The sequence below is a fragment of the Paractinoplanes ferrugineus genome, assembly GCF_016862195.1.
GTDB classification, from domain to species: domain Bacteria; phylum Actinomycetota; class Actinomycetes; order Mycobacteriales; family Micromonosporaceae; genus Actinoplanes; species Actinoplanes ferrugineus.
On the sequence record NZ_BOMM01000045.1, the window covers coordinates 65,407 to 89,015 of the forward strand.

Genomic DNA, 23,609 nt, shown 5'->3' on the forward strand with positions numbered 1-23,609 from the left:
CGCCCCCGGAGGCCGTCGACCACCGGCTCAGGCCTCGGCGGGGGCTCGCGGCGCCGGTCCCGCGCTCGCGTAGGCGACCAGGCCGGCGAGGGCCAGCACGCCCGCGAGCACGGCTGCGGCGGTACTCGCGGGTTCCTGGGTCTGCCACGTCAGGACCCGGCCGACCAGGGGCTCGGACTGGGGGAACATGGTGGCGGGCAGGGTCCAGCCGAGCGGCAGGAACCAGGAGCGGGCCGGGCCGAGGACGACGGCGCCGAGAGCGGTGAGGCCCAGCAGGCCGCCGGCGTCGCGCACCACCAGCCACGCCGGGCCGAAGCCGGCGTCTGTGCCCAGCGTGAGCAGCAGCAGGCCGACCACGACGGCGACGGCGGCCAGGAGGTGGGCGGCCCGCCTCGGGGCCCAGCGCAGGGCGGCCGTCCTGTCGAGGGCGTCGTCGGGGCCGCCGAAGCTGGCGGTGAGCAGCGCGACCAGGAACAGGACGGTCAACACGACCATCTGCACGCCGACTGTGCGCTCTTTCGAGGACACCGACCACAGGGTCCACATGAGTGCGGTGCAGCCGACGGCGCCGGTCAGCGCCGCCGGTGCGCCGCGGGAACGCAGGTAGAGAGTCAGCCACCTCATTTTTCGAGTACTCCCTCGACGGAGCCGCACGAGAGGGCGGCCTGGCGCAGCGCGACGACGCGTTCGCGCACCTGGTCGGCGGGCTGGGCCCGCAGCGTCTGCCAGAGGGCCACCGACTCGCTCACCTGAGCCGGGTCGGAGGGGCCGGAGCCGACCGGTTCGCGACCCAGCAGCCAGTAGGCGGCGGCCAGCTTCTGCACCGGGTCGGCGCTGTGGTCGCACTGTGGCGGGGTGTTGAAGGCGGCGGCCACGATGTCGGCGGTCGACGGCAACTCGTCGGCGTTCATCCGCACCAGGACGACGTCGTCGTGCCACTGCGGGAAGATGTCGGGGAAGAACGTGGTGGTGTCCTCGTGCACCTTGGCCGGGGCCGCCGGCAGCTTCGCCAGCACCGTCAGGGCCTCGCGGGCGGGTGGCACGATCTCGTCCAGCAGTCCGGAGTGGACCCGTCCGGCGCACACCCGGGGTTCGTCCGCGGCGCACACCAGTTCCCTCGCCACCGGGTCGACCGCGCCGATCACGTAGCGGTTCTGGTGGGGCATGACCGCGATGGCCAGTGCGGCACCGAGCGCGACCGGCAGGACCGCCGCGACGCGCAGGCGCCAGCCGTTCGAGGCGAGCAGCATCACCGCGGTGATCGCCAAGCCGCCCAGCCACAGGGCCTGGGACGCGCTGGCCCGGCCGGGGACCGTCGCGTACGCGTCCGGCAGGTTCATCTCGTAGATCGGGGAGAACACCAGGGCGAGCCAGCCGTGCGGCCGGGTCGCGCGGGGAATCAGCAGCAGCAGGGCCAGGCCGGCGATGCCGAGCGCGGGGGCGGTGACGAGCGAGGGCAGCAGACGGCCGACCGCCATGCCCAGCCAGACGGCTCCGATCAGCGACAACGCGCCGACGGCGGTGACCACGAAGACGGTGAGCGGGAAGTAGCGGGCGGTGCCGATGATCCACACGGCGCCCGCGATTCCCATCGCCAGGTAGCCGCACACCACCGCGATGGCCATCGCGCTGACCGCCGGCACCGTCCGGTTCGCCAGGGGCCGCGGCGTGCTGGCGAACAACTCCCCCACCCGCGAGCGGTGGTCACGACTCGACTGCCAGGCGCCCGCGGCCAGGGCGAGCGGCCACAGCAGGGCCAGGTAGAGGCGTTGCGACATGGCCAGTTGCACCCAGCCGTCGGCGAACTCGACCCCGGCCGCGAAGTAGAGCGCGACGGTGCCGATGACGAGGACCAGCAGGGCGGTGGTGATGGCCGCCGAGCGGCGCAGTTCGATGCCCAAAACGCGGTTCATCGGGTCGCCTTCCGGTGGCGGCGGACCAGTGCGGAGTAGCCGCGCTCGGCCGCGCTGTCGCCGGCGTCGCCCTCGCCACCCTGCTCGATCATCTGATCCACCGGGCCGTCGAAGACGAGGCGGCCCTCGTTCATCACGACGACGTCGGTGCACGCGGCCACGACGTCCTCGACCAGGTGGGTGGAGACGAGCACACAGCTGTCGACGCCGACGTCGCGCAGCAGCTCGCGGAAGTCGAGGCGCTGCTCCGGGTCGAGGCCGACGGTGGGCTCGTCGAGCAGCAGCACGGCCGGGTCGTTGACGATCGCCTGGGCGATGCCGGCCCGGCGCAGCATGCCACCGGACAGCGTCTTCATCCGGGCGTTCGCCTTGGCGGCGAGGCCGACCCGGTCGACCGCGCGCTGCACCGCGCCGGGGATCTCGGCCTTCGGCATCTCCTTGAGCCAGGCCATGTATTCGACGAACTCGCGCACCGTGAAGCGCGGGTAGAAGCCGAACTGCTGGGGCAGGTAACCCAGCCCGCGGCGCACCCGGCGCAGGTCGGCGCGTCCGTCGACGGCCTCGCCGAGCAGGGTCAGGGTGCCGCCGGCGGGCTTGATCACCGTGGCCAGGGCCCGCATCAGGGTGGTCTTGCCCGCCCCGTTCGGCCCGAGCAGAGCGTGCACGCCGGTGCCGAGGCGCAGGTCGAGACCGTCGACGGCCAGATGGCGACCGGCCTTCACATGCAGCCCGGCGGCCTCGACCGCCCAGGCATAGGTGGTGGGGGCCGTTTCGGCCGCGCTCACCGTACGCATCTTGTTTCCCCTCAGTTGTGGCTGGAAAGCCGGCGGAAGTTGGTGGCCCGGGTCGCGGCGAGAACGCCCAGGACCAGGGTGAGCAGCGCCCAGACGAGGGCGCTGCCGGGGCCCAGCACGACGGGCGTATGCACGGTGACGATCGCGGGCACGACCACGGCCAGCACCCAGGCGGCACCGAGCCCGACGGCGGCCCGGTAGACGCCGACGAAGGCGCCGAGCACGATGGTGGCGGCGCAGAAGGCCAGACAGGGCAGCAGCGTGACCGCCAGTGAGACGCCGGTGCGGGTGCTGGCCAGGGCGAGCGCCGGGATGATCACGCCCAGCACGGCGGCGGTGCGCCGCAACAGCATGGCCAGGCCGGCCTTGGGGGTGGCGGAGATCAGCTCCCAGGCCGGGTCGTGGCGCCGGCTCCAGGCCATCGCCACCCCCGGCAGCGGGGCCACCGGTGCGAGCAGCGAGACCAGCGGGACGCTCGGCTGAGCCGCCTGGAGCAGGACGGCGCAGGCCAGCACCGACACCGACATGATCAGCCACGGCACCATGTGCCAGACCAGCCAGCGGTTGCGCAGCCGGCGGTGCCGCATCGGGGCGGGCCCGGCGGCGATGCCCGCGGCCACCCCCGCCGCGACCCGCTCGAGCAGGTCGTCGCGACCGCCGAGCCGGGCCCGGCAGGCGGCGCAGTCCTCCAGGTGCACCTCGACCGACCAGGCGGTGACCTCGTCGAGGTCGGTGCCCGGGTCGGCGTAGCGGGCGATGACCGCAGGGCTCGGATGCGTCGTCATGACAGGGCCTCCCTCAGTGCGATCCGAGCTCGCCGGGCACGTGACTTGACGGTGCTTTCCGGCACTCCCAGCAGCGTCGACGTCTCCCGCACGGACAGGCCGTCGAGAACCATCGCCCGCAACACCTGCCGTGCCTCCGGGGGCAGTTCCAGCAGCGCCTTCTCGAGTTCGTGGCCGACGCTGCCGGCCAGGACCTCGTCCTCGGCGGCCGGCGCGACCGTCTCGGCGAGCGGCACCGCCGGCATGTCGTTGAGCCGGGCCCGCCGCCGGAACGCGTCGACGAGCCGGTGCGCCGCGATGGTCCAGAGCCAGCCGACCGCACTGCCCGACCCCGAACCGGCGTAGCTGCCCGCAGCCCGCCAGACGGACAGGTAGGTCTCCTGCATCACGTCGGCGACGACGTCGTCGTCGGCACACCGGCGGCGAAGGCGGGTGAGCAGCCACGGCGACGTGCGCCGGTAGAGCTCGTCGAACGCACGCCGGTCTCCCCCGGCCGTGCGGCGCACGAGCTCACCCTCGTCGGCCGCTTCCAGACTTCGTTTCACAAACATCAAGACGACGGCCCTCTCGCCGGGGACGCGCCCGGATGTGTGACGTGGGTCACTTTCTACAAAGGTCTGCTTACGAGGGCGGTAAAAGCGAAAACTAGTCATGTGCGGGCTTACAGCCGAATAGTGGCATTCGCGCTGGCGCTGGTGATCGTCCTGGTTCCGGGCGCGGCACCCGCGGCAGCCGACCCCATGACGACCACCGCGCTCGGCGCCCGCGTCTATATCGGTCTGCTCAATGGTGCCCTCCCGATCGACCTGCAACTGCCGGTCCGGCGCAGCTGGACCACCGGCGGGAGCGTCAGCTCCGATGCCACCCTCGCCGTGGACCTGCTGCCACCGCTGATCCCGAAGCTCATCTACGTCGGCGCGGCCACCGCCAAGGCGGCCCCGGCGGCCGGCGGCGGGATGGCCGAGGGCAAGGTCGCCGGCCTCAACCTGCTCAACAACGCCCTCGCCGTCGACGGGCTCGCCGCGTCCTGCCAGATGACCGCCACCGGCATCACCACGAACGTCGACGTCACCAACCTCAAACTCGCCGGGCAGAGTGTCCTCAACCCCGCCGTCAACCTGGCTGTCGGCCTCCCCGGCGTGCTCACCGCGACCGTCAACAAGCGCACCGCCACCTGGGATCCCGCCACCGGGCGCCTCGACCACACCGTCCGCGCCCTGGACATCGACCTGCTCAGCGGCCTCGGGGTGGTGGCGAACGGCACGGTGGTGGCGGCCGAGGCGACCTGCTCCGGCATCGTCAAGCTGGGCACCGCGAGCACCACCCCCGTCGCCCTCGCCCCCGGGCAGTCCGGCTCCCCGGTCGTCACGGTCACGAACACCGGCGACGTCGCGGCCCCGGGCACCACCATCAAGATCCCGAAACCCCCGTCGGCGTACGTGCTGGACACACCCCCGACGGTGACCGGCGGCGGCACCTGCACCACGACCGACCCGGCCTTGGTGATCTGCTCCGGGGTGACCGTGCCGGGCAGTGGAAGTGTGCAGGTCACGCTGCCGGTGCGGCGGCCCGCGAGCGCCCCCGGCGCGGCCCCGAACTGGGTGGCGGCGGCCGGCGAGATCAGTGCGACGAGCACGCCGATCGCCGGGTCCGCCGCGACCATGACGATCACCGGTTCCGGCCCGCTGGTCAACGCCCAGCCCCGGTCCAGCACGGGCGGTTCGGTCACGGTCACCCCGATGATCCTGTACGCCGGGAAGACGTCCACCACCACCGTGACCGTGGCCGACCAGGGGCCGTCCGACGCCGCCGCCACGGTCACTGTTCCGCTCAGCGCCAAACCCTCGGGCGTCACCGTCGACGCCTCGGCCGGTGGCACGCCGTGCACCGTCGGCGCCGCCACCATCGTGTGCACCGGCGTGACCGTCCCGGCCGGCGGGTCGGCACCGGTCACCGTGACGGCCACCGCCCCCCTCAGCGCGACCGTCGGCACCACCTGGGATCTCACCGGCGTCACCGCCGACCTCAACGGCACCGTCGTGTCCGGAGCCGGCCGGCTGCTGACGATCGGCGACCCGGACGTCTATCTGAAGACCGTCACGCTCGTCCCGGCCACCGCCACTCCGGGCGACACGCAGGTGACGGCGGCGATCCAGGTCGCGAACGCCGGCGTGCAGCCCGCGAACCCGGTCACCGTCGCGATCCCGGCCGCACCGGCCGGTTACAGCCTGGGCCCGATCACCACCTCCGGCGGCGGCACGTGCGGCGTGACCGGCTGCACGGGCGTGACCGTGCCGGCCGGCGGCTCGGTGACCATGAGCGTGCCGGTCACGCTCGGCCCCGCTGCTGCCGATCAGCCTGTCCGGCCAAGGCGCCTACGAGGCCCGGATCGTCCTGCCGCCGGACACCAGGCCCGGCCCGCTGCCCGGCGGTTGCCGTCCGGGCGACACACCGAGCGTGGTGCTCTGCGCCGTGGACCTCCCCGCGAGGATCGAGCTGCCGGTGGTGGTCCCCGAGGGAATCGACCCGGGCAAGAAACTCGCCGGCGGGTGCGTCGACGCGGCCCTCGACACCGCCGCCCCCGACGGCAAATGCGACGACGCCGCCGACGTGCCCATCCCCCCGTTGGTCGTGGGGCGCCACGCGGTGAACCTCGCCGTCCATCGAGCCGAGCCGGCGCGGTCCTTGACGAGCAGAACCCCGTTACGCATACGGATCCCCTACGCCAACGAGGGCACGCAGACCGCCGAGAACGTACGTTTCACCCTGGTCCCGCCGCCCGGCGTCACGGTGCGCAGCGCCGCGGCCCGACTGAACACCGAGTCGAAGATCGCCGCCGCCACCGCGATCAGAACCGTGGCGTGCACGACCACCGGCCGGACGGTGACCTGCCAGGCCCCGGACGCGCCGGCGTTGCGCCGGAGCGAGCTCTGGCTGACGCTGACCGCGACCGGGCACGCCCACCCCGGCACCCGGACCATGACGGTCACGATCGCCACCAGCAGCACCGAGGGCAACGCGGCCGACAACGCCACCACTGTCGAGTTCGAGCTGGCCGCCCTGGACGGTGGCCGCGACCTGGCGGTGACCGGCAGCCAGGTGACCGGCCTGGCCACTCTGGCCGCCCTGCTGGCGGGAATGGGCGCACTCCTGATGGCCGTCATTCCGAAAGACCCCTACCGGCCCCGGCACGCCGCGGGCCGCGCCCCGCACCACTGACCGACCGGTTCGAGTGAACATCCGGACGAGGGATTGAACGGACCCGACTTCTCAATCAGCGTTGGTGCCTCATCGAATACATCGCCGGGAATGCGATGATCCAAAAAGGGGCGCACGATCATCATGAATCAGCCGTTCGACCCCCATGACCGGCCGGCGCCGCAACCATATTACGAGGCCCGGCCGGAACAGCCGGCCGGATATGCCGTGCAGCCCTATCAGCCGATGCCGGTGGCGCAATATCCAGCGGCGCAGCTTTCCTATCCGACGCAATTCCAGCCCGCCCTCGTCTCCGCGGCCGGCCGGCTCGGTGCACGCCTGCTCGACACGCTGCTGCTGGTGGTGACGTTCGGCATCGGCTGGCTGATCTGGTCGATGGTCACCTGGTCGAACGGACAGACACCGGCCAAGCAGCTGCTCGGCCAGGTGGTCGCCGACGCCAACACCGGCGAGGCGTTCGACTGGGGGCGGATGGCGCTGCGCTGCTTCGTCATCGAGGGACTGCTCGGGATGCTGCTGAACGCGGTCAGCTGCGGCATCTACTTCTGGGTCGACGCCCTCATGGTCTTCGGCGACCGCCAGCGGACGCTGCACGACCGGATGGCAGGCTCGATCGTCCGGCACCGGTGAGCGGCGGACCGGCGGCAGCGGGCAGCGGTCCGGCACCGGCCGGCGACCCCGCGGCGGCGAGCGGCGGGCCGGCGGCGGGCAAGGTGGCCGCGGACGCGGCGACCTGGATGCAGGTCGTCTTCGGCGGCGCGGGCGTGGCGATCGCGCTGGTGGCCGCGGTGTTCGCCTATTTCGCCTGGGTGCAGCCGCACGCACCGGACGAGCCGACACCGGGCCCCGTCGGCACCACCGGCGCTGTCGCCACGACCGGGTCGGCGCCGACCGCAACGACCGGGCCGGCCACCACGGGGCCGGCCACGACGAGGCCGGCCGTGACCGGGCCGGCCACGACGGGGGCGACCCAGGCGACCGGTGGTCGACAGGTGCCGCTCGGCCGGCTCGCACCGTCGGCGGGCGGCGCGAACATCCACCCGGCGGGCGGCGATCTCGTCATGCCCTGTGCCAGCGGGCAGGCCACCGACCGGCAGCGAACGGTCGAGTACGACCTGGCCGGGCGTTACACCGGCGTGACGGCTCGGCTACGGGTGTCGAAGGCCCCCGACACCGACTCCCTTCTGCAGGTGAAGGTCTTTTCGGACGGCAAAGAGGTGGCGAACCAGAACGTCACCGGGGCCGCCTCAGTCCCCCTGAGCTCTCAGTTCTCCGGCACCACCACGATGCGTATCCAACTCACCTGCCAATCGCCGGACAGCGAGATCACTTTCGAGAACCCCACCCTCTCCCACATGTAGCGCGATCGATGAGGAGCTGAGCCAGTGTCGAGTCCGCAGCCACCAATTCCGCCCCGGTCCGGCCCGGTTCCGGCCCAGCCGCCGCCCCGCGGCGCGGCCTCCGTGCCCACGGCGACATTTCCCCAGGTGCCGGCGGCCGGACCGGCCATGCCCACCGCCGCGTCCCCCGCCGCCCGCGCCAGGCCGCGCGCCGGCCTGCTGGTGGGTACCCTGGTCGTGGCGGTGTTCGCCCTGGTGGTCGGGGTCGCCGCGGTCGTCATGTCGGCACTCGCGCTCGGCCGCAGCGACGACGCGGTGACCATCGCGAACGTCGCCCGCAACGAGCGACCGGTGCCCCCGCCCGGACCGCCCCCCACCGGACCGCCACCGACCGGACCGCCCACCACCGACCGGCCCACCACCGGCCCGACCGGAACCGATCAGCCGGCGCCCGACCCGACCGCCACCGGACCGACGGCCGGGCCCACCGAGATCAGCCCGACGGCCAAGTTCGACGTCGCCTACGAGGGCGAGAAGTTGCGCGTCCGGTCCAAGTCCTGCGGCTACAGCGGCGGACGGATGTACGTCGACCTCGACAACCCGCCGACAGTGGGGGTCGGGCCGGAGAACGCCGAGTTCGACTACGACGGTTGCGACCCCGGGAAGATCGGCATAGACCTTCCGTTCGCCCAGGTGCCCGGCGCCACCGCCACCCCGAAGGACTGCCTCGAGTCGATCCGCACCGATCCGGGGCGCTCACCGGTGGCGCCCACCCGCGGAATGACACTGTGCATCGTGACGTCACAGGACAAGGCGGCGGCCGCCGGCACCACCCAGAAGCTGGTCTTCGTGACCGTGGACGCGATCACCGTCGACAACCAGACAGGCGTGCTCAACGTGACCGCGAAGGCCTGGACCGTACCTCAATGAGAGGTCGCGTCGTTTATCGATTTGATCAACACCTTCCAGCGCCCGGGATCGACCGATGTCACGTCGTTTGCTTGCCGTCCTGCTCGCGGTGATCGCCGTCGCGACCGGTTCCGCCACCCCGTCCGCCGCCGACCTCGCCCAGCCCGCGGTGGTGTCCGAGAACCCGGTGGACTACACGCCGCACGTGCTGGACGGGACCGTCTGGGCATTGGCCGTGGTGGGCCGCACCGTGATCGCCGGTGGCAACTTCACCAGGGTCAGCGACAGCTCCGGCCGCACCACCTACACCCGCCGGAACATCTTCGCCTTCGACCTGCTCGACGGCACGGTCCGGGCCTTCGCGCCCACCCTCGACGGTCCGGTGCACGCCCTGGCCGCCGGACCGGCCGGCACGGTCTACGCCGGCGGCACGTTCACCACGGTCAACGGCATCAGGCAGCGCGGCCTCACCCGGTTGTCCCTGACCGGCGGCCGGGAGACGGAGTTCCGCGCGGCGATCACCTACGGCGATGTGCGGGCCTTGACCCAACGGGACGGCTACCTGTACGCCGGTGGCTTCTTCACCACCGTCAGCGGCGTACCGCGTACCGCCCTGGCCCGCCTGGACGCCGTCACCGGCGCGGTGGACACCGGTTTCGACGCCCAGCTGTCGGCGCCCGGCTTCCCCCGTACGTTCGTCGAGAGCTTCGACCTCTCGCCGGACGGCCGGCGCCTGGTGACGGTCGGCGCGATCCGCCGGTCCGGCACCGCCGTCCGCGACCAGATCGCCATGTTCGACGTCTCCGGTCCGGGCGCGCAGCTGACCGACTGGTACACCGACGCCTACACCCCGCCGTGCGCCCCCGACTACGACGTCTACGTGCGCCAGGTGAAGTTCTCCCCCGACGGCTCCTACCTGGTGGCGGTGTCCACCGGCGGCACCTCTTCGCCACTGAAGCTGTGCGACGCGGCGGCCCGCTTCCAGACGTCCGGGCCGGGCCCGCACGCCCCGGTCTGGGTGCAGCACACCGGCGGCAACTCGTTGTTCGCCGTGGCGGTGACCGGAGCCACGGTCTACCTCGGTGGCCACCAGCTCTACCTGGACAACCCGTACGGCCACAAGGTGAAGTACCCCGGCCAGAAGCCGGTTTTCACCCCCGGCCCCGGCGCCGTGATGCGCCCGGGGATCGGCGCGGTCGACCCCGACACCGGCCGCGCACTGCCGTGGAATCCGACGCGGGCGCGGGGCAATGGAGTGCGGGCCTTCGTCGCGGTACCGCAGGGTCTGCTGGTCGGTTCCGACACCGACGAACTGGGCCACGAATATCACGGCCGGCTCGGACTGTTCCCCCCTTTATAGATCAGCCGGACCGATGACCATCACATGGTCAGTTCGTACCAATGCCCGCTCTTTCCGATCATCCGGGACAGGCTTGATCGCTCGAGGGGAGTGCGTAGTAGTTAATGTCATGCTGGACTATCGCGATATCGCCGCGCACCCACCATGATGCTTCCCATGGCAGTCGCCCTCAGCACCTCAGCCCGGCAGGCATTGATCGCTCTCATGATCCACGTTTCCGAGGCGTCCAACCCGGATCTGCAGAATCGCTTCGGTGTGACGATCAAGAAGCCCGACCGTGATCAATTGAGCGACGAGAAGTTGATCATGTGGCGGAAAGGCGCGCGGCAGGCGATCTTCCATGAACTCACCGACAAGGGCTGGGCGCGGGCACGCGCGGAGCTGACCGCCGAGCCGCCGGCCAAGGCCTCGCCGGCCTGGCGCCTGCACTACGCGACGCTGCGCAACCTCGACCGCCTCATGCAGACGCTGGACTACCAGCTCGCCGACGTCTTCGTGCTGGCGGAGTCCGCCGAGGACGGCCTCCGCCGGGTCTACGGCGAACTCGCCGAGCAGGCCGGTGACCTGGTGGAGCTGGCGAAGGTCAGGGGCCGGCTCACCGGCGTTCCCCGGGCCGAGCTCGACGCCACGCTGCTCGACCTGAGCCGCCGCAAGCAGATCCATCTCGACCCCGACCCGAACCGCCGGGCCCTGACCGACGATGCACGCGCGGCGGCGATAAGCGTCGGTGGAGAGGACATGCATCTGATCGCGATCGGCGCGCTGTGATCGAGGTGGCCGAGCGCCGTGCGCTCTCCGAACTCAGCAGGCTGGACTGGGCTCCGACGCAGGAGGATGTCTGGTCGCCGCTCGACATCCACATCGACGAGTTGAACGGTGACGTCGGCAAAGTCCTGCTGCGCGCCTTCGAGGAGGCCGAGAACAGCCGGGCGCGATGCCCCCTGGGCCTGGTGATCGAGGGGCGGCAGGGCGCCGGCAAGACACATCTGGTGCGGTGGGCGCGCGAGCAGGTGCAGCGCCGGCACGGCTACTTCTTCCTGATGGGCGTCGCGGACGGGCGTAGCTTCTGGACGAACATCGTGCACGCGTTCCTGCGCGGGCTGCGGCGCTCCGGCTCGTACCGGCATCTGCAGCTCTCCGTCCTGCTCGGCGCTCTCGCCGAGATCGCACAGGTGACCAACGCGACGCGGCTCATGGTGCGCGGTGACCAGCCGATCACCCCGGAAGCCCTGGATCAGTTGGCCGCCGGGGTGCGGCGGGCCTACCCGGAGGCGGGACGCGACTGCCGGCACACCCTGCGTGCTCTGGTCCTGGTGGCCTCACCCGACGAAAATGTCGCCGACGCCGCGGAGAGCTGGTTGCTGTCCGCCGACGACGGGACGGTGGAATCCCTGGAGAAGTGGGGCATTCCCCGCAGCCTCAAGAAGCCGCAGGACGTCGCCGAGGAGATCTCCCGGCTGCTGGCCATCACCGGGCCGACCATGCTCGCGGTGGACCAGATCGACACCATCTTCGCCCAGGCCCGGACGTCGGCGGGCGAGCCTGTCGATCTTGCCGCCGACCTGGGCAACGGCCTGATGCAGTTGCGCGAGGCGCTGAGCCGGACGGTCACGATCGTCGCCTGCCTGCCCACCTCGTGGAACCTCATCAAGCAGTCCGCCACCGACTCGGTCACCAACCGGTTCCGGCAGGAGACCCGGCTCAGCGTCCTCCCCTCACCGGAGGTCGCCGAGAGTCTGCTGGCGGCCAAATTCGAGCCGTTCTTCGAGACGGCCGAGTTCGTACCGCCGTACCCGACCTGGCCGATCCGGCCGGAAGCCTTCCGCACCGCCGCCGACATCACCCCCCGCCAACTGCTGCAGCGGGCCGACGACCACGTCGAATCCTGTCTGGACAACGACGTCGTGGTGCATCTCACCGACCTCGGCTCGGTGGCCCGCCCGGCCCAGCGGATCGCCCCGGACACGCCGCCGGAACACCTGACGAAGTTCGACGAGCGGCTGTCGGAACTTCGCGAGCAGTCCAAGGTCGGTGCCGCGCTCAACCCCGGCACCGAGGATCAGGTGATGCCCCGGCTGCTCGACGCGGGCCTGCGCGCCTGGACCATCGAGCAGGGTGACCGCCGGAGCCGGTACAAGGTGCAGCCGGGTGAGGACGGCAGCCCGTCGCTGCACGCCTGGCTGCGCGAGACCCTCGACGACACCACCGAGGACGAGGCGCAGTGGTCGTTCCGGGCACTCGCGCATCCGCACCACCGAGCCGTGCAGACGAGACTTCGCCGGCTGCGCGACTTCGCCAACCTCGATCCGGCGATCCACAAGCGCCGCGCCGTGCTGCTGCGCAACATCGACTGGCCCAGCGGCGCGGTCAGCCGGCGCGTCCGCCAGGAGTTCCTCGACCTGGGCGGCATCATCACCGACGTCTCCGAGGACGACCTGCGCACCTTCGACGCCCTCGCCACCATGCTCGACGAGCACGAACCGGCTCTGCCGCACTGGTTGGTGTCGCGCCAACCGGCCTGGAACACCACCCTGCTCACAGCCATCTTCGGGCCGCCCTCGGCGGGAACGCCGCCGCTGGAGAGCACCCCGGAACACGACGACGAGCCGGCAGCGGAGCACGAGATCGGCCTCGGCCGCGCCGACGGGAAGCCGGTGCGGGCCACGCTCGAGTCACTCCGCAAGCACGCCGTCATCTTCGCCGGCTCCGGGTCGGGCAAGACCGTGCTCATCCGCCGCCTGATCGAGGAGTGCGCGATCCACGGCGTCTCCTCGATCGTGCTGGACCCCAACAACGACCTCGCCCGCCTCGGCGATCCCTGGCCCGCACCACCCCCGGAGTGGCGGCCGGAGGATGCGCGGATGGCCGCCGACTATCTCGACGGCACCGACGTCGTGGTGTGGACGCCGCGGCGGGAGGCGGGCCGGCCGCTCAGCCTGCAACCCCTGCCGGACTTCGCCGCCGTGCTGGACGAGCCCGACGAGTTCGCACTGGCTCTCGACGCCGCGGTCGCCGCCCTGGCCCCGCGCGCCCGGATGGCCGCGAACACCGCCAAGGCGGACCGCGGACGGGCCGTGCTCCGGCAGGCGATGGCTCATTTCGGCCGCCTCGGTGGTGGCGGACTGTCCGACTTCGTCGACCTGCTCAAGGACCTCCCGCACGAGGCGGCCACCCTGGCCAAGGCGTACGAGCTGGCCGCCGACATGGCCGAGACGCTGCAGGCCGCCATGGTCAACGATCCGCTCTTCGGCGGGGCCGGGGTGCCCCTGGACCCGGGCGTGCTGATGACCCCGGCCCCTGGGAAACGGGCCCGCATCTCGGTGGTCAACTTCATCGGGCTTCCCACCGACGAGCAGCGGCAGAGTTTCGTGAACCAGCTGCAGATGGCGCTGTTCGCCTGGATCAAACGTCATCCCGCCGGTGACCGGCCGCTCGGCGGGCTCTTCGTGATGGACGAGGCCCAGACATTGGTCCCTTCCGGCTCCGCCACCGCGTGCACCGAAAGCGCGCTGGCGCTGGCCAGTCAGGCCCGCAAGTACGGTCTCGGTCTCATCTTCGCCACCCAGGCGCCGAGAGGCATCCACAACCGGATCGTGGGCAACGCGGCGACGCAGTTCTACGGCTTCCTGAACAGTCCCACGCAGATCGCCGCGGCCAAGGAAGTGGCGCAGGCCAAGGGGAGCGCGGTGCTGGAGATCTCGCGGCTCAAGGCAGGCGAGTTCTACGCGGTCGCCGAGGGCAAACCGTTCCGCCGGCTGAGCACGCCCATGTGCCTGAGTTACCACCCGAAGAGCGCTCTGACCGCCGAGGAAGTCCTTCAGCGCGCCAGAGCGGAGCACGGCCGGAACCCCACGGACGGGAGCTAACCTGCCATCTGGCGGCTGAACTCGGCGTGGCCGGCCTGGACGATCTCCTCGAACTGGCGGGCCTCGTCCTCGGCCAGTTCGCGCTGCAGTTCGAAGTCGAACTGGAAATTGTTGCCGACGATCCGGACGTCGAAGCGCACCAGCAGACCGGAGGGCATCCGCGACATGACGAACTCGCGGTAGGCCTCCTCGACGGCCGCCCGCAAGCCGGTGCAACCGCAGTCCTGGTCGTCGAGCAGCGCGACCAGGTGCGTCCGCGCGGCATGGGCGGCGTCGTGCTGGGGAGTGAGGACGGCGAGGGCTTCCTCCAGGGCTCGGCGGGCTTCGGCCGGGCGGCTGAGATGCTGCTGGCAGATTCCGTACGCGGCGGCGACGCTTCCCAGTAGCTCGGCGTCGTCGGCGTCGCGGGCGGCGGTGAACGCTTCGCCGAGGCGGGTGGCGGCCGGTTCGAGTTGACCCGCGTTGAGCAGCGCGAGACCCCAGTCGAAGTGGGCCTGACTCACCCGGCCGGCGCCACCCAGTCGTTCGGCTCGGGCGGCTGCGTCCTCGTACCTCAGCAGGCTCTTCGCCGTTTCGCCGGCCTCGCTCAACGCCTCGGCGATGCTGGTCGCGGCGGCCAGGCCGGCCTCAGCCCGGTTCTGCCGGTCGTAGACGGCGAGCACCCGCCGCAGTGCCGCCACCCGGCCGTTGTGATCGCCTCGCTGCCCGGCCAGGTCGGCCAGGTTGCCGAAGGCCTCGACGGTCGCCGGGTGGTCGGGGCCGAGGCGGTCGCGCAGGGCGTTGGCCAGCTGGGCGACCAGCATGTACGCGGCGCCCGGGTCGACGCCCTGGCGCACCCGGACGGCGGCGATCGTGGCGACCTGTTCGACCACGTGGTCGGGCAGGTCGGTCAAGCCACCGAACAGTCCGGTGGTCCGGCCGTCGGCCTGGCGGATCACGGCGCGCAACGCGACCGAGCCGGCGAGGCGCTGGTGGCCGGCTTTCTGGAAGATCGAGGCCGCCTCCTCGATCGCCTCCAGTGCGCCCTTGTGGTCGCCGAGCCGGAACAGCACCTCGGCGCAGGGTTCGAGGGCGGCCGCGTAGCCGACGTGCTCGGCGCCCCACAGGTCGAGGCGGCCGGCGCGGGTCTTCCAGAGGGTTTCGGCGGCCTCGTCGAGACGGTCGCTGAGGGTCAGCGCGATGCCGAGGTTGAGCTGGTAGCTGAGCCGGTCCTCGAGCGGGACGTCCGGTGCCGAGACCGCCGACCGGAAGCACTCGGCGGCCCAGGCCGGCTGGTCGGCGCGCAGCAGCACGTTGCCCATGTCGGACTGGGCCGACGCCCAGGCGGGGCTTTTCTCGCCGTGGTCTGACGCGGCCCGGCGAACGGCGCGTTTCATCAGTTCCTCGGCGTCCTGCACGCGGCCGTCGCGGAGCAGCGCCAGCCCCTCATCGAGAACGCTCATGGGCGCGGAGTTTAGCGGCCGCAAGCCGGGCGCCGGCATCGCCGGACCGGCTCTCGCCTACTGGCTGCACCGCTACGGCTTCACCGTCACCGTGGTCGAGAAGGCACCCGAGGTGCGCGCCGGCGGTCAGGTGATGCGGAGGGGCGAGACCGCGGTGAACGACACGCTCAGCAGCCCGACGCGAGTCTGCACCTGGTAGCGCGTGCGGCCACACTTGACGACGGTGCCGGGCAGGCCCGCGTACTTGCCGGTGCCGGTCACCCGCACGCGCTCGCCGACCTGGACCGGCACCCGCACCGGCGGGGCCGGCGCGGTGGACCGGTTGCGGATGCGCGCCAGCTCGGCGTCGTACCGCGGGTCCATCGGCGCCGGGTCGCCCTGGTGTGTCCAGGTGTAGATCGCGGACTCGGTGAAGCCGCGCGAGCAGTCCCGGCACGACTTCACCCGGATCGGGCGCCGGTGGGCGGTGGTGCGGTGGCCGGCCGGGCACACGCCCACCCACGGGCCCTCGACGCTCGGCGCGTCGGCCGGCATGCACCGCTCCCCCGAGCAGCCGATCCGGCGCGCGGTGGCCCGCCACACCCGGTCGTGGCCGTGTCGCGGACCGGCCATGGCGTGCGCGATCTCGTGCAGCACGGTGTCGGTGACCTGGTCGACCTCGTAGAGCGCGACCAGCGGGCCGGACAGGCCGATCTCCTTGCGGTCGTAGCGGCACACCCCGGCCCGGGTCTTGGCGTTGTCGAACACCAGCCGCCACCCGCGCAGCCCGTGCCGGGCCATCAGCCCGCAGGCGAGCCGCCTCGCTTCAGTCAGTTCCAACCCCGCTGCTCCCTGCCGTGCACGCGCCGGCCAATGGTGCCACGCCGGGCGGGGTCGACAGCCTATCGCTAGCGCAGCACCGACTCGATGGCCGAGACCACGGCCGGGTCGTCGGGGGTGGTGCGCGGGCCGAACCGGGCGACGATCGTGCCGTCCGGGCCGACCAGGAACTTCTCGAAGTTCCACCGGATGTCGCCGGTGTAGCCCTCGTCGTCCGGCTTCGCCACCAGGGACCGGTAGAGCTCGTGCCGGTCGTCGCCGTTGACCTCGACCTTCTCGGTCATCGGGAAGGTCACGCCGTAGGTCGCGCTGCAGAACTCGGAGATCTCCTCGGAGGTGCCCGGCTCCTGGCCGCCGAACTGGTTGCACGGCACGCCCAGCACGGTGAAGCCCCGATCGGCGTACCGCTCGTGGAGCTCCTCCAGCGCACCGTACTGCGGGGTCAGCCCGCACTTCGACGCGACGTTGACGACAAGCGCGGCGGTGCCCCGGAACTGACCGAGGTCGAGCGGCTTGCCCTGCAGGTCGGCGATCTGGACGTCGTAGATCTCGGACACGCGTTCTCCTAACGAGCGACCCGGCGACGAGGCCGGACAGTGCGAGGCCTGCCGCGGCGCAGCGTCAGGGCGGCTATGCCGCCCGCCGGAAGCAACAGCCAGCAGGAGATCAAACGATAGATCAGTACGGCGGCGGCCGCCTCCACCGCGGTGGCCCCGACCGCGGTGAGTCCCGCCACCAGTGCCGTGTCGACCACGCCCACGCCGCCCGGGGTCAGTGGCACCTGGCGGACGACCTGCACGCCGAGGTAGAGGCCGGCCAGCGTGGTGACCCCGACCGGGAGGCCGACCGCGCGGCACGTCGCGACCAGGCACAGCAGGTCGGTCAGCCAGTTGACGGCGAAGAACAGCAGACCCGCGATCCAGTCCCGGGCCCGCAGCGACGCCCCGGCCTGCCACGCGTCACGGGCCGAGGCCAGGATGGCGCGGACCCAGCGGAGCACCCGGCCGTCCCGGCCGATGCGGGTGGTGAAGGCGGGCAGCCGCCGGCCGGCGAGCACCGCCCCGGTGGTCAGCAGGGCCAGCCCACCGACCACGGCGAGCGGCCGCGGGCTCAGCAGCAGGGCCGGGTCGCGGCCCAGCATGGCGAGGCCACCGACCAGATAGAGCAGGGTCAGGCCGCCGATCGAGGCCAGCCCGGAGACGATCATCGAGGCGGCGGAGATCTCCTTGCTGGCCCCGCCGCGCTGGTATTCCTTCACCGCGTAACCCGCCGACACGGCGGCGCCGGCCGGCATCGAGATGGAGATGGCGGTGCGGGCCAGGGTCACCGCGGCGGTGCGGCGCGCGGTCACGCGTACGCCCAAAGCGCCTAGCAGTTGCTTTTGCTGCCACGCGAAAGCGGCGAGCGAGGCCACCTGGAGAGCGACCGCCAGGCTGACCCACCAGTAGTCGGCCTCGGTGAGCGCCGTGACGAAGGCCAGCGGGTCGGGCAGCCGGCCCCAGAGCCCGAGCGCGGCGAGCGCCAGGCCCGCGACGATCAGCAGCGGCAGGCGCAGACGGGCCCACCAGGATCGGGCGGCGGGCTGGTCGAGGGGCACCGGCCGATCCTGACGTACCAGGTCATGATCCGGCTACCCGGTGTGAGATCAGTCGCCGGAGTATCCCCAGAAATACAGCTCAGCAGGGGTTCCGCTGGCATCATGAAGCACCACACATCGCCCTATTCCACGGTATCGGGCGAACTCGGTGATCTTCTCGACATGGTCGTGGGTCAGCTTCACCGAACCGGTCGCGGCGATCGCCTCGTCGTCCGAGAGCGGGACGATGATGCCGTACTCCGGGTTGCCGTGCTCCTTGACCAGCGCCATGTACTCCTCGAACGTCTCGTAGGCGTAGGGCAGCCAGCCGTAGTTGGGCTTCTCGCCGTCGTCGAGCACGCGGTACATGTCGAGGATGGAGTGCGTGCCGGCCAGCCGGACCGCCTCGACGGCCCACAGCTCGTCCTCGGTCCGGGGCCGGTTGTCATATTCGCGGGCCATCTTCCCGGGCTCGCCGGGCACCGCCCACCAGTATTCACCGCTCTCGAAGACCACCTGCCGCAGTGCCACAAAGGCCGCAAACCGGTCGGGCTGGTAGGGCACGTAATAGTCCCACCCCGAAGCGCCCAACGAATCCTCCCCAGAGCTTTAGCTGTGCCGCAGCACTGTACCGGGGCAGTGACGGGCGTCCACCGCACGACCCCGAGTTATTGCCCGGCCTGGGCAGCGGGGGCGACAGGACCGGCTCGTCTTGCAAGCCTTGCGGGAATTGATGGAAGGTCTTCCAAAGCATGCAAGGTATTGCTACGGTCCTCATCAATGTGAACGCGGGATTACGCCCGTGTCACCGGTTTCGACGCACCCCGTCCTGCGATCGACACCCCAGGTCGTTGGAGGATTCCCATGCCCGAAATACGCCGCCCCTGGTGGTCGGTCGCGGCCGTCGCGGTGGTCACCGCCGCCTCGCCGGCGGTCGCGCCCACCTCGGCGGCCGCGGCCAACACCGCGACCGTCTATTACAAGGCCCCGCCGGCCTGGAGCACCGTCAACATCCACTACGCGCCGAACGGCGGGGCGTGGACGACCGTGCCCGGCGTGGCGATGGGCGCCGCCTCATGCGCCGGCTGGTACGTCAAGACCGTCGACCTCGGCAGCGCCGGCGGCCTGCAGGTCACCTTCAACAACGGGTCGGGCACCTGGGACAACAACAACGGGGCCGACTACCGGCTGAACACCGGCACTTCGACCGTCACCGGCGGCGTCCTGACCGGGGACGCGGGCGACCCGTGCGGCGCGGTGCCGGCCGACACGACCGCACCGTCGGCGCCGGGCGCGCTCAAGGCGACCGTCGACCACGTGACGGTGACGCTCGGCTGGACGGCCTCGACCGACGATCGCGGGGTCACCGGCTACCGGCTCACCCGAACCGGTGGGAGCGCCGGCACCACGGTGCTGACCAGCGGTTCGGCCGGCTACGTCGACAGGTCACCGGCGGCGCGGACGACGTACACGTACACCGTCCGGGCCGTCGACGCCGCCGGCAACCTCTCCGCGCCCAGCGCGACCGTCCCGGTGACCACCGGCGACGCGCCACCGCCGGCGGCCGGCGGCGAGATGCTCGGCGGTGACCCGCGCAAGGAGACCATCTATTTCGCGATGACCGCCCGGTTTTACGACGGGGACACGTCGAACGACCGCGGGGGCAGCGCGGATGTCACGTCGGGTAACGCGGCCGGCCACGACCCGATGTTCCGCGGCGACTTCAAGGGCCTGATCGACAAGCTCGACTACATCAAGGGCCTCGGCTTCTCGGCCATCTGGATCACGCCGGTGGTGCTCAACCGGTCGGACTACGACTACCACGGGTACCACGGCTGGGACTTCTACCGGGTCGACACCCGCCTGGAGTCCCCCGGCTCCACGTACCAGGACCTGATCGACAAAGCTCACACCAAGGGCCTGAAGATCTACCAGGACGTGGTCTACAACCACTCGTCCCGGTGGGGTGCCAAGGGGCTGTTCGTGCCGACCGTGTGGGGCGCCAAGGACGGCCAGTGGGACTGGATGTACTCCGCCAAGGCCGACGGCCGGACCTACGACCCGCTCGACGAGTTCCACGGCACCGACCCGACGCTGACCACGCGGCAGAACGAACTGGCCCAGGGCCGGACCTACAACGGCGATCTCTGGAGCACCGCCGAGCCGGCCGGGAACACCTGCCGTCACTGGGGTACGACAAATGGGACCTACAGTCCGCAGGGCTACGCCAACCACAACTGCCAGTGGCCGTCGCCGACCTCCGGAATGTTCCCGTCGGCCTACTACCACCAGTGCTGGATCGGCAACTGGGAGGGCGAGGACTCGCGCTCCTGCTGGCTGCACGACGACCTGGCCGACTTCGACACCGAGAACCCGGTCGTCCAGAAGTACCTGATCGACGCCTACAACAGGTACATCGACATGGGGGTGGACGGCTTCCGGATCGACACCGCCGTACACATCCCGCGCGTCACCTGGAACCGCCGGTTCCTCCCGGCGATGCGCGAGCACCTCGTCCAGAAGTACGGGGCGGCCAAGGCCGACGACTTCTACGTGTTCGGTGAGGTCGCCGCGTTCGTCAACGACAAGTGGAACCGCGGCTCGGTCAACCATTCGGCCCAGTTCTACACGTGGAAAGAGCGTAAGGCGTACACCGACGACGACGTGCAGGCGGCGCTCGACCAGTTCGACTACGAGAACAACGCGGGTACGGCCGATCAGCCGACAAGCACCAACGCGTTCCTGACCGGCAACGCCTATCACGCCCCGGACCGCAGCCAGTTCTCCGGCATGAACATCATCGACATGCGGATGCACATGAACTTCTCGGACGCGTCCAACGCCTTCCACAACGGCAAGGACTCGGACGACTCGGTGAACGACGCCACCTACAACGTCGTCTACGTGGACTCGCACGACTACGGGCCGAACAAGTCCAACTTCCGCTATTCCGGCGGCACCGACGCGTGGGCCGAGAACATGTCGCTGATGTGGACGTTCCGCGGCATCCCCACCCTCTACTACGGCTCGGAGATCGAGTTCCAGGCCGGCAAACAGATCGACTGCGGGCCGACGTGCCCGCTCGCCAACACCGGTCGCGCCTATTACGGCGACAAGATCGAGGGCTCGGTGACCGCCGCCGATTACGGCGTCGTCGCGAACGCCAGTGGCGCCGTCGCCGGCACCCTCGCCCAGCCGCTGGTCAAGCACCTGCAACGGCTCAACCAGATCCGGCGGGCCGTCCCGGCCCTGCAGATGGGCCAGTACTCGACCGAGGGCGTCAGCGGCAACCTCGCCTTCAAACGCCGCTACACCTCGGGGCCGGTGGACAGTTTCGCTCTCGTCTCGGTCTCGGGGAACGCCACTTTCGCCGGGATCCCCAACGGCACCTACACCGATGCCGTGTCCGGTGACGTCCGGACCGTCACCGGCGGAACGCTCAACGCGTCGGTGAGCGGCAAGGGCGACCTGGCGGTGTACGTGTTGTCGCTGGCGGGCAATCCGGCTCCCGGAAAGGTGGGCTCCGATGGGCCGTACCTTCGCTGACCTGGACCGCGTACAGCTGCCTCGGCGTTCGAAGCCGGCGCCGTTCCGCCTGCCGCAACCCCCCGCGTTCCGCCCGTTCCGTTCTCCCCCGTCGCTGGCGGCCTTTCTTCCGGCCCTGGCGAGAACACCCCGTCCCCGTCCCCGCCTTGTGGAGGTCCCCGATGAGCCGAACAACCAGACGATGGGTCATACCCGTAATAACGCTGCTGATGGTGGCGGTTGCCGTTGTTGCGGTCGGGCGGCCGCATGACGCCGACGCGAAGACGGACGCCAATCCGGGCCCGCGCGACGTGATGGTGCACCTTTTCGAATGGCCGTGGGCGTCGATCGCCTCGGAGTGCACGAACGTGCTCGGTCCCAAGGGTTTCGGCGCGGTGCAGGTGTCGCCGCCGCAGGAACACGTGGTGTTGCCGTCCGCCGGTTACCCGTGGTGGCAGGACTACCAGCCGGTCAGCTACCAGCTGACCACCCGCCGCGGTGACCGGGCCGCGTTCGCGAGCATGGTCCAGACCTGCCACACGGCCGGTGTGAAGATCTACGTGGACGCGGTCATCAACCACATGGCCGGTGGCGCGTCCACCGGCGCCGGCAGCGCCGGCTCCACCTACAGTCACTACTCCTACCCGGCGGTCGCCTACGGTAACAACGACTTCCACCACTGCGGGCGCAACGGCAACGACGACATCGTCAACTACGGCGACCGCTACGAGGTGCAGAACTGCGAGCTGGTCGACCTGTCCGACCTGGCCACCGAGTCGTCCTACGTCCGCGGCAAGATCGTCGGCTTCCTCAACGACCTGATCTCGCTCGGTGTCGACGGCTTCCGGGTCGACGCGGCCAAGCACGTCCCGGCCGCCGACCTGGCGGCGATCTACGGGGCGCTCAACGGCTCGCCGTACATCTTCCAGGAGACCATCGAGGGCGGCTCCGGCGAGATCAGCCCGACCGAGTACACCGGCATCGGCGACGTGACCGAGTTCCGCTACGGCGACGTGGTCGGCAACGCGTTCCGCGACGGCAACATGTCGGGACTCGCGTCCCTGCCCGGTCAGATGCTCGTGTCCAGCGGCGACGGCGTCGCGTTCATCGACAACCACGACACCCAGCGCAACGGGCGGGCCAAACTGACCTACAAGGACGGCACGACGTACGCACTGGCCGAGGCGTTCATGCTGGCCTACCCGTACGGCACGCCGTCGGTCATGTCGTCGTTCACGTTCAGCAACGCGGACGCCGGTCCGCCCGCCGCGTCCAACGGTACGACCAGCGCGGTCAACTGTTCGTCCGGCTGGGCCTGTGAGCACCGCTGGCGGACCACCGCCAACCTGGTCGCCTTCCACAACGCCGCGGCCGGCACGGCGCTCACCAACTGGTGGTCCAACGGCGGCAACCAGATCGCGTTCGGCCGCGGCTCGGCCGCCTACGCCGCCTTCAACCGCGGCGGCTCTCTCAACCGCACCTTCCAGACGTCCCTGCCCGCCGGCACCTACTGCGACGTCGCGAACGGCGACTTCACCAACGGCACCTGCACGGGTACGACGTACGCGGTGAGCTCGTCCGGCACGTTCACCGCCACCGTTCCCGCCAACGGCATGGTGGCGCTGCACGTCAACGCCCGTACGTCCGGCAGCGGAACCCCGACCACCGCCCCGACCACTACCCCGCCGGGGTCCTGCACCTCGGTGGCCGTGTCGTTCGGCGTCAACGCGACGACGGTGTGGGGCGAGAACATCTACGTGCTCGGCAACCAGTCCGCCCTCAGCAACTGGAACACCAGCGGCGGGGTGGCCCTGTCCTCGGCGAGCTACCCGGTCTGGACCGGCACCGTCAACCTGCCCCCGAACACCACTGTCGAATACAAGTACGTGAAGAAGAACGGCTCCGCGGTCACCTGGGAGTCCGGCTCGAACCGCACGCTGAACACCGGTTCCGCGTGCACGAAGTCGGTGAGCGACACCTGGCGCTGACCGCCGGCTGACGCGGGGATCCGGCCGAGCCGGGTCCCCGCTCGGCTGCGCCCTGACCAGAATGACGCGCTTC

19 protein-coding genes and 2 pseudogenes are annotated in these 23,609 nt (G+C 70.9%); 11 read left to right on the top strand and 10 right to left on the bottom strand.

The window, feature by feature from the left end; genetic code table 11:
• Positions 1–27 precede the first annotated feature (27 nt).
• From Afe05nite_RS24070 to Afe05nite_RS24090, 5 genes are read right to left on the bottom strand one after another with little or no spacing between them, the layout of a single operon-like run.
• Entirely contained in the window at positions 28–624 is a 597-nt protein-coding gene (locus tag Afe05nite_RS24070) for a hypothetical protein (protein ID WP_203819447.1), read from the bottom strand.
• Entirely contained in the window at positions 621–1,913 is a 1,293-nt protein-coding gene (locus Afe05nite_RS24075) for a hypothetical protein (RefSeq protein ID WP_203819448.1), read from the bottom strand. Before Afe05nite_RS24075 ends, Afe05nite_RS24070 begins: the two co-directional genes overlap by 4 nt.
• Positions 1,910–2,707: an ABC transporter ATP-binding protein gene (locus Afe05nite_RS24080; protein WP_203819449.1), complete on the bottom strand. Its 798-nt coding sequence runs from the start codon at positions 2,705–2,707 to the stop codon at positions 1,910–1,912. The genes Afe05nite_RS24075 and Afe05nite_RS24080 overlap by 4 nt, the downstream gene beginning before the upstream one ends.
• 11 nt (positions 2,708–2,718) lie before the next feature.
• Positions 2,719–3,492 carry a hypothetical protein gene (locus Afe05nite_RS24085; protein ID WP_203819450.1) on the bottom strand — a complete coding sequence of 258 codons (774 nt, stop codon included), beginning with the start codon at positions 3,490–3,492 and terminating at the stop codon, positions 2,719–2,721.
• A complete protein-coding gene (locus Afe05nite_RS24090) occupies positions 3,489–4,043 on the bottom strand; it encodes an RNA polymerase sigma factor (RefSeq protein WP_203819451.1) in 555 nt (184 codons plus the stop codon). Before Afe05nite_RS24090 ends, Afe05nite_RS24085 begins: the two co-directional genes overlap by 4 nt.
• 189 nt (positions 4,044–4,232) lie before the next feature.
• On the opposite strand from Afe05nite_RS24090, the pseudogene Afe05nite_RS44960 reads away from it, so the two are divergent.
• From Afe05nite_RS44960 to Afe05nite_RS24130, 8 genes and pseudogenes are all read left to right on the top strand, one after another.
• Positions 4,233–4,724 (top strand): annotated as a pseudogene (locus tag Afe05nite_RS44960) (choice-of-anchor P family protein); the annotation flags it as partial.
• A 1,225-nt stretch (positions 4,725–5,949) separates the two neighbouring features.
• Positions 5,950–6,711, top strand: a complete 762-nt coding sequence (locus Afe05nite_RS24100; protein ID WP_203819453.1) for a hypothetical protein — start codon at positions 5,950–5,952, stop codon at positions 6,709–6,711.
• Between the two features lie 123 nt (positions 6,712–6,834).
• Positions 6,835–7,341 carry an RDD family protein gene (locus Afe05nite_RS24105; protein ID WP_203819454.1) on the top strand — a complete coding sequence of 169 codons (507 nt, stop codon included), beginning with the start codon at positions 6,835–6,837 and terminating at the stop codon, positions 7,339–7,341.
• On the top strand, positions 7,338–8,072 hold the full coding sequence (locus tag Afe05nite_RS24110; protein WP_203819455.1) for a hypothetical protein: 735 nt from the start codon (positions 7,338–7,340) through the stop codon (positions 8,070–8,072). The genes Afe05nite_RS24105 and Afe05nite_RS24110 overlap by 4 nt, the downstream gene beginning before the upstream one ends.
• 126 nt (positions 8,073–8,198) lie before the next feature.
• Positions 8,199–8,981: a hypothetical protein gene (locus Afe05nite_RS24115; RefSeq protein WP_203819456.1), complete on the top strand. Its 783-nt coding sequence runs from the start codon at positions 8,199–8,201 to the stop codon at positions 8,979–8,981.
• Positions 8,982–9,036: 55 nt separating this feature from the next.
• Complete coding sequence (locus Afe05nite_RS24120) at positions 9,037–10,320, top strand: delta-60 repeat domain-containing protein (protein ID WP_203819457.1); 1,284 nt, start codon at positions 9,037–9,039, stop codon at positions 10,318–10,320.
• A gap of 156 nt (positions 10,321–10,476) precedes the next feature.
• The gene (locus Afe05nite_RS24125; protein ID WP_203819458.1) at positions 10,477–11,088 is read left to right on the top strand and encodes a hypothetical protein; all 612 of its coding nucleotides are present in this window, start codon (positions 10,477–10,479) and stop codon (positions 11,086–11,088) included.
• A complete protein-coding gene (locus tag Afe05nite_RS24130; protein ID WP_239118150.1) occupies positions 11,085–14,186 on the top strand; it encodes a helicase HerA domain-containing protein in 3,102 nt (1,033 codons plus the stop codon). Before Afe05nite_RS24125 ends, Afe05nite_RS24130 begins: the two co-directional genes overlap by 4 nt.
• Here Afe05nite_RS24130 and Afe05nite_RS24135 read toward each other — a convergent pair.
• On the bottom strand, positions 14,183–15,628 hold the full coding sequence (locus Afe05nite_RS24135) for a tetratricopeptide repeat-containing protein (protein WP_203819459.1): 1,446 nt from the start codon (positions 15,626–15,628) through the stop codon (positions 14,183–14,185). The genes Afe05nite_RS24130 and Afe05nite_RS24135 overlap by 4 nt on opposite strands.
• Between Afe05nite_RS24135 and Afe05nite_RS24140 the strand changes: the two are divergent.
• Positions 15,627–15,764, top strand: a pseudogene (locus tag Afe05nite_RS24140) (NAD(P)-binding protein); the annotation flags it as partial. The gene Afe05nite_RS24135 and the pseudogene Afe05nite_RS24140 sit on opposite strands and share 2 nt — an antisense overlap.
• Here the strand turns inward: Afe05nite_RS24140 and Afe05nite_RS24145 are convergent.
• From Afe05nite_RS24145 to Afe05nite_RS24160, 4 genes are all read right to left on the bottom strand, one after another.
• On the bottom strand, positions 15,755–16,447 hold the full coding sequence (locus Afe05nite_RS24145; protein ID WP_203819460.1) for a SprT-like domain-containing protein: 693 nt from the start codon (positions 16,445–16,447) through the stop codon (positions 15,755–15,757). The pseudogene Afe05nite_RS24140 and the gene Afe05nite_RS24145 overlap by 10 nt on opposite strands.
• Before the next feature lie 68 nt (positions 16,448–16,515).
• Positions 16,516–17,004, bottom strand: a complete 489-nt coding sequence (locus Afe05nite_RS24150; RefSeq protein WP_203819461.1) for a glutathione peroxidase — start codon at positions 17,002–17,004, stop codon at positions 16,516–16,518.
• An 8-nt stretch (positions 17,005–17,012) separates the two neighbouring features.
• Positions 17,013–18,044 (bottom strand): lysylphosphatidylglycerol synthase transmembrane domain-containing protein, encoded by a 1,032-nt coding sequence (locus Afe05nite_RS24155; RefSeq protein WP_239118151.1) that lies wholly within the window; start codon positions 18,042–18,044, stop codon positions 17,013–17,015.
• Between the two features lie 48 nt (positions 18,045–18,092).
• Entirely contained in the window at positions 18,093–18,614 is a 522-nt protein-coding gene (locus Afe05nite_RS24160; RefSeq protein ID WP_239118152.1) for a hypothetical protein, read from the bottom strand.
• Between the two features lie 273 nt (positions 18,615–18,887).
• Here Afe05nite_RS24160 and Afe05nite_RS24165 point away from each other — a divergent pair, with 273 nt between their 5' ends.
• Together Afe05nite_RS24165 and Afe05nite_RS24170 are read left to right on the top strand one after the other, a co-directional pair.
• Positions 18,888–21,569 (top strand): alpha-amylase family glycosyl hydrolase, encoded by a 2,682-nt coding sequence (locus tag Afe05nite_RS24165; RefSeq protein ID WP_203819462.1) that lies wholly within the window; start codon positions 18,888–18,890, stop codon positions 21,567–21,569.
• Positions 21,570–21,730: 161 nt separating this feature from the next.
• Complete coding sequence (locus tag Afe05nite_RS24170; protein WP_203819463.1) at positions 21,731–23,536, top strand: carbohydrate-binding module family 20 domain-containing protein; 1,806 nt, start codon at positions 21,731–21,733, stop codon at positions 23,534–23,536.
• Positions 23,537–23,609: the final 73 nt, after the last annotated feature.

Bases quoted from the DNA above. Each gene is read 5' to 3' on its own strand.
- Afe05nite_RS24085 (WP_203819450.1), bottom strand. From the start codon at position 3,492: ATGACGACGCATCCGAGCCCTGCGGTCATCGCCCGCTACGCCGACCCG.
- Afe05nite_RS24105 (WP_203819454.1), top strand. From the start codon at position 6,835: ATGAATCAGCCGTTCGACCCCCATGACCGGCCGGCGCCGCAACCATAT.
- Afe05nite_RS24120 (WP_203819457.1), top strand. From the start codon at position 9,037: ATGTCACGTCGTTTGCTTGCCGTCCTGCTCGCGGTGATCGCCGTCGCG.
- Afe05nite_RS24090 (WP_203819451.1), bottom strand. From the start codon at position 4,043: ATGTTTGTGAAACGAAGTCTGGAAGCGGCCGACGAGGGTGAGCTCGTG.
- Afe05nite_RS24075 (WP_203819448.1), bottom strand. From the start codon at position 1,913: ATGAACCGCGTTTTGGGCATCGAACTGCGCCGCTCGGCGGCCATCACC.
- Afe05nite_RS24165 (WP_203819462.1), top strand. From the start codon at position 18,888: ATGCCCGAAATACGCCGCCCCTGGTGGTCGGTCGCGGCCGTCGCGGTG.
- Afe05nite_RS24135 (WP_203819459.1), bottom strand. From the start codon at position 15,628: ATGAGCGTTCTCGATGAGGGGCTGGCGCTGCTCCGCGACGGCCGCGTG.
- Afe05nite_RS24125 (WP_203819458.1), top strand. From the start codon at position 10,477: ATGGCAGTCGCCCTCAGCACCTCAGCCCGGCAGGCATTGATCGCTCTC.
- Afe05nite_RS24070 (WP_203819447.1), bottom strand. From the start codon at position 624: ATGAGGTGGCTGACTCTCTACCTGCGTTCCCGCGGCGCACCGGCGGCG.
- Afe05nite_RS24080 (WP_203819449.1), bottom strand. From the start codon at position 2,707: ATGCGTACGGTGAGCGCGGCCGAAACGGCCCCCACCACCTATGCCTGG.
- Afe05nite_RS24170 (WP_203819463.1), top strand. From the start codon at position 21,731: ATGAGCCGAACAACCAGACGATGGGTCATACCCGTAATAACGCTGCTG.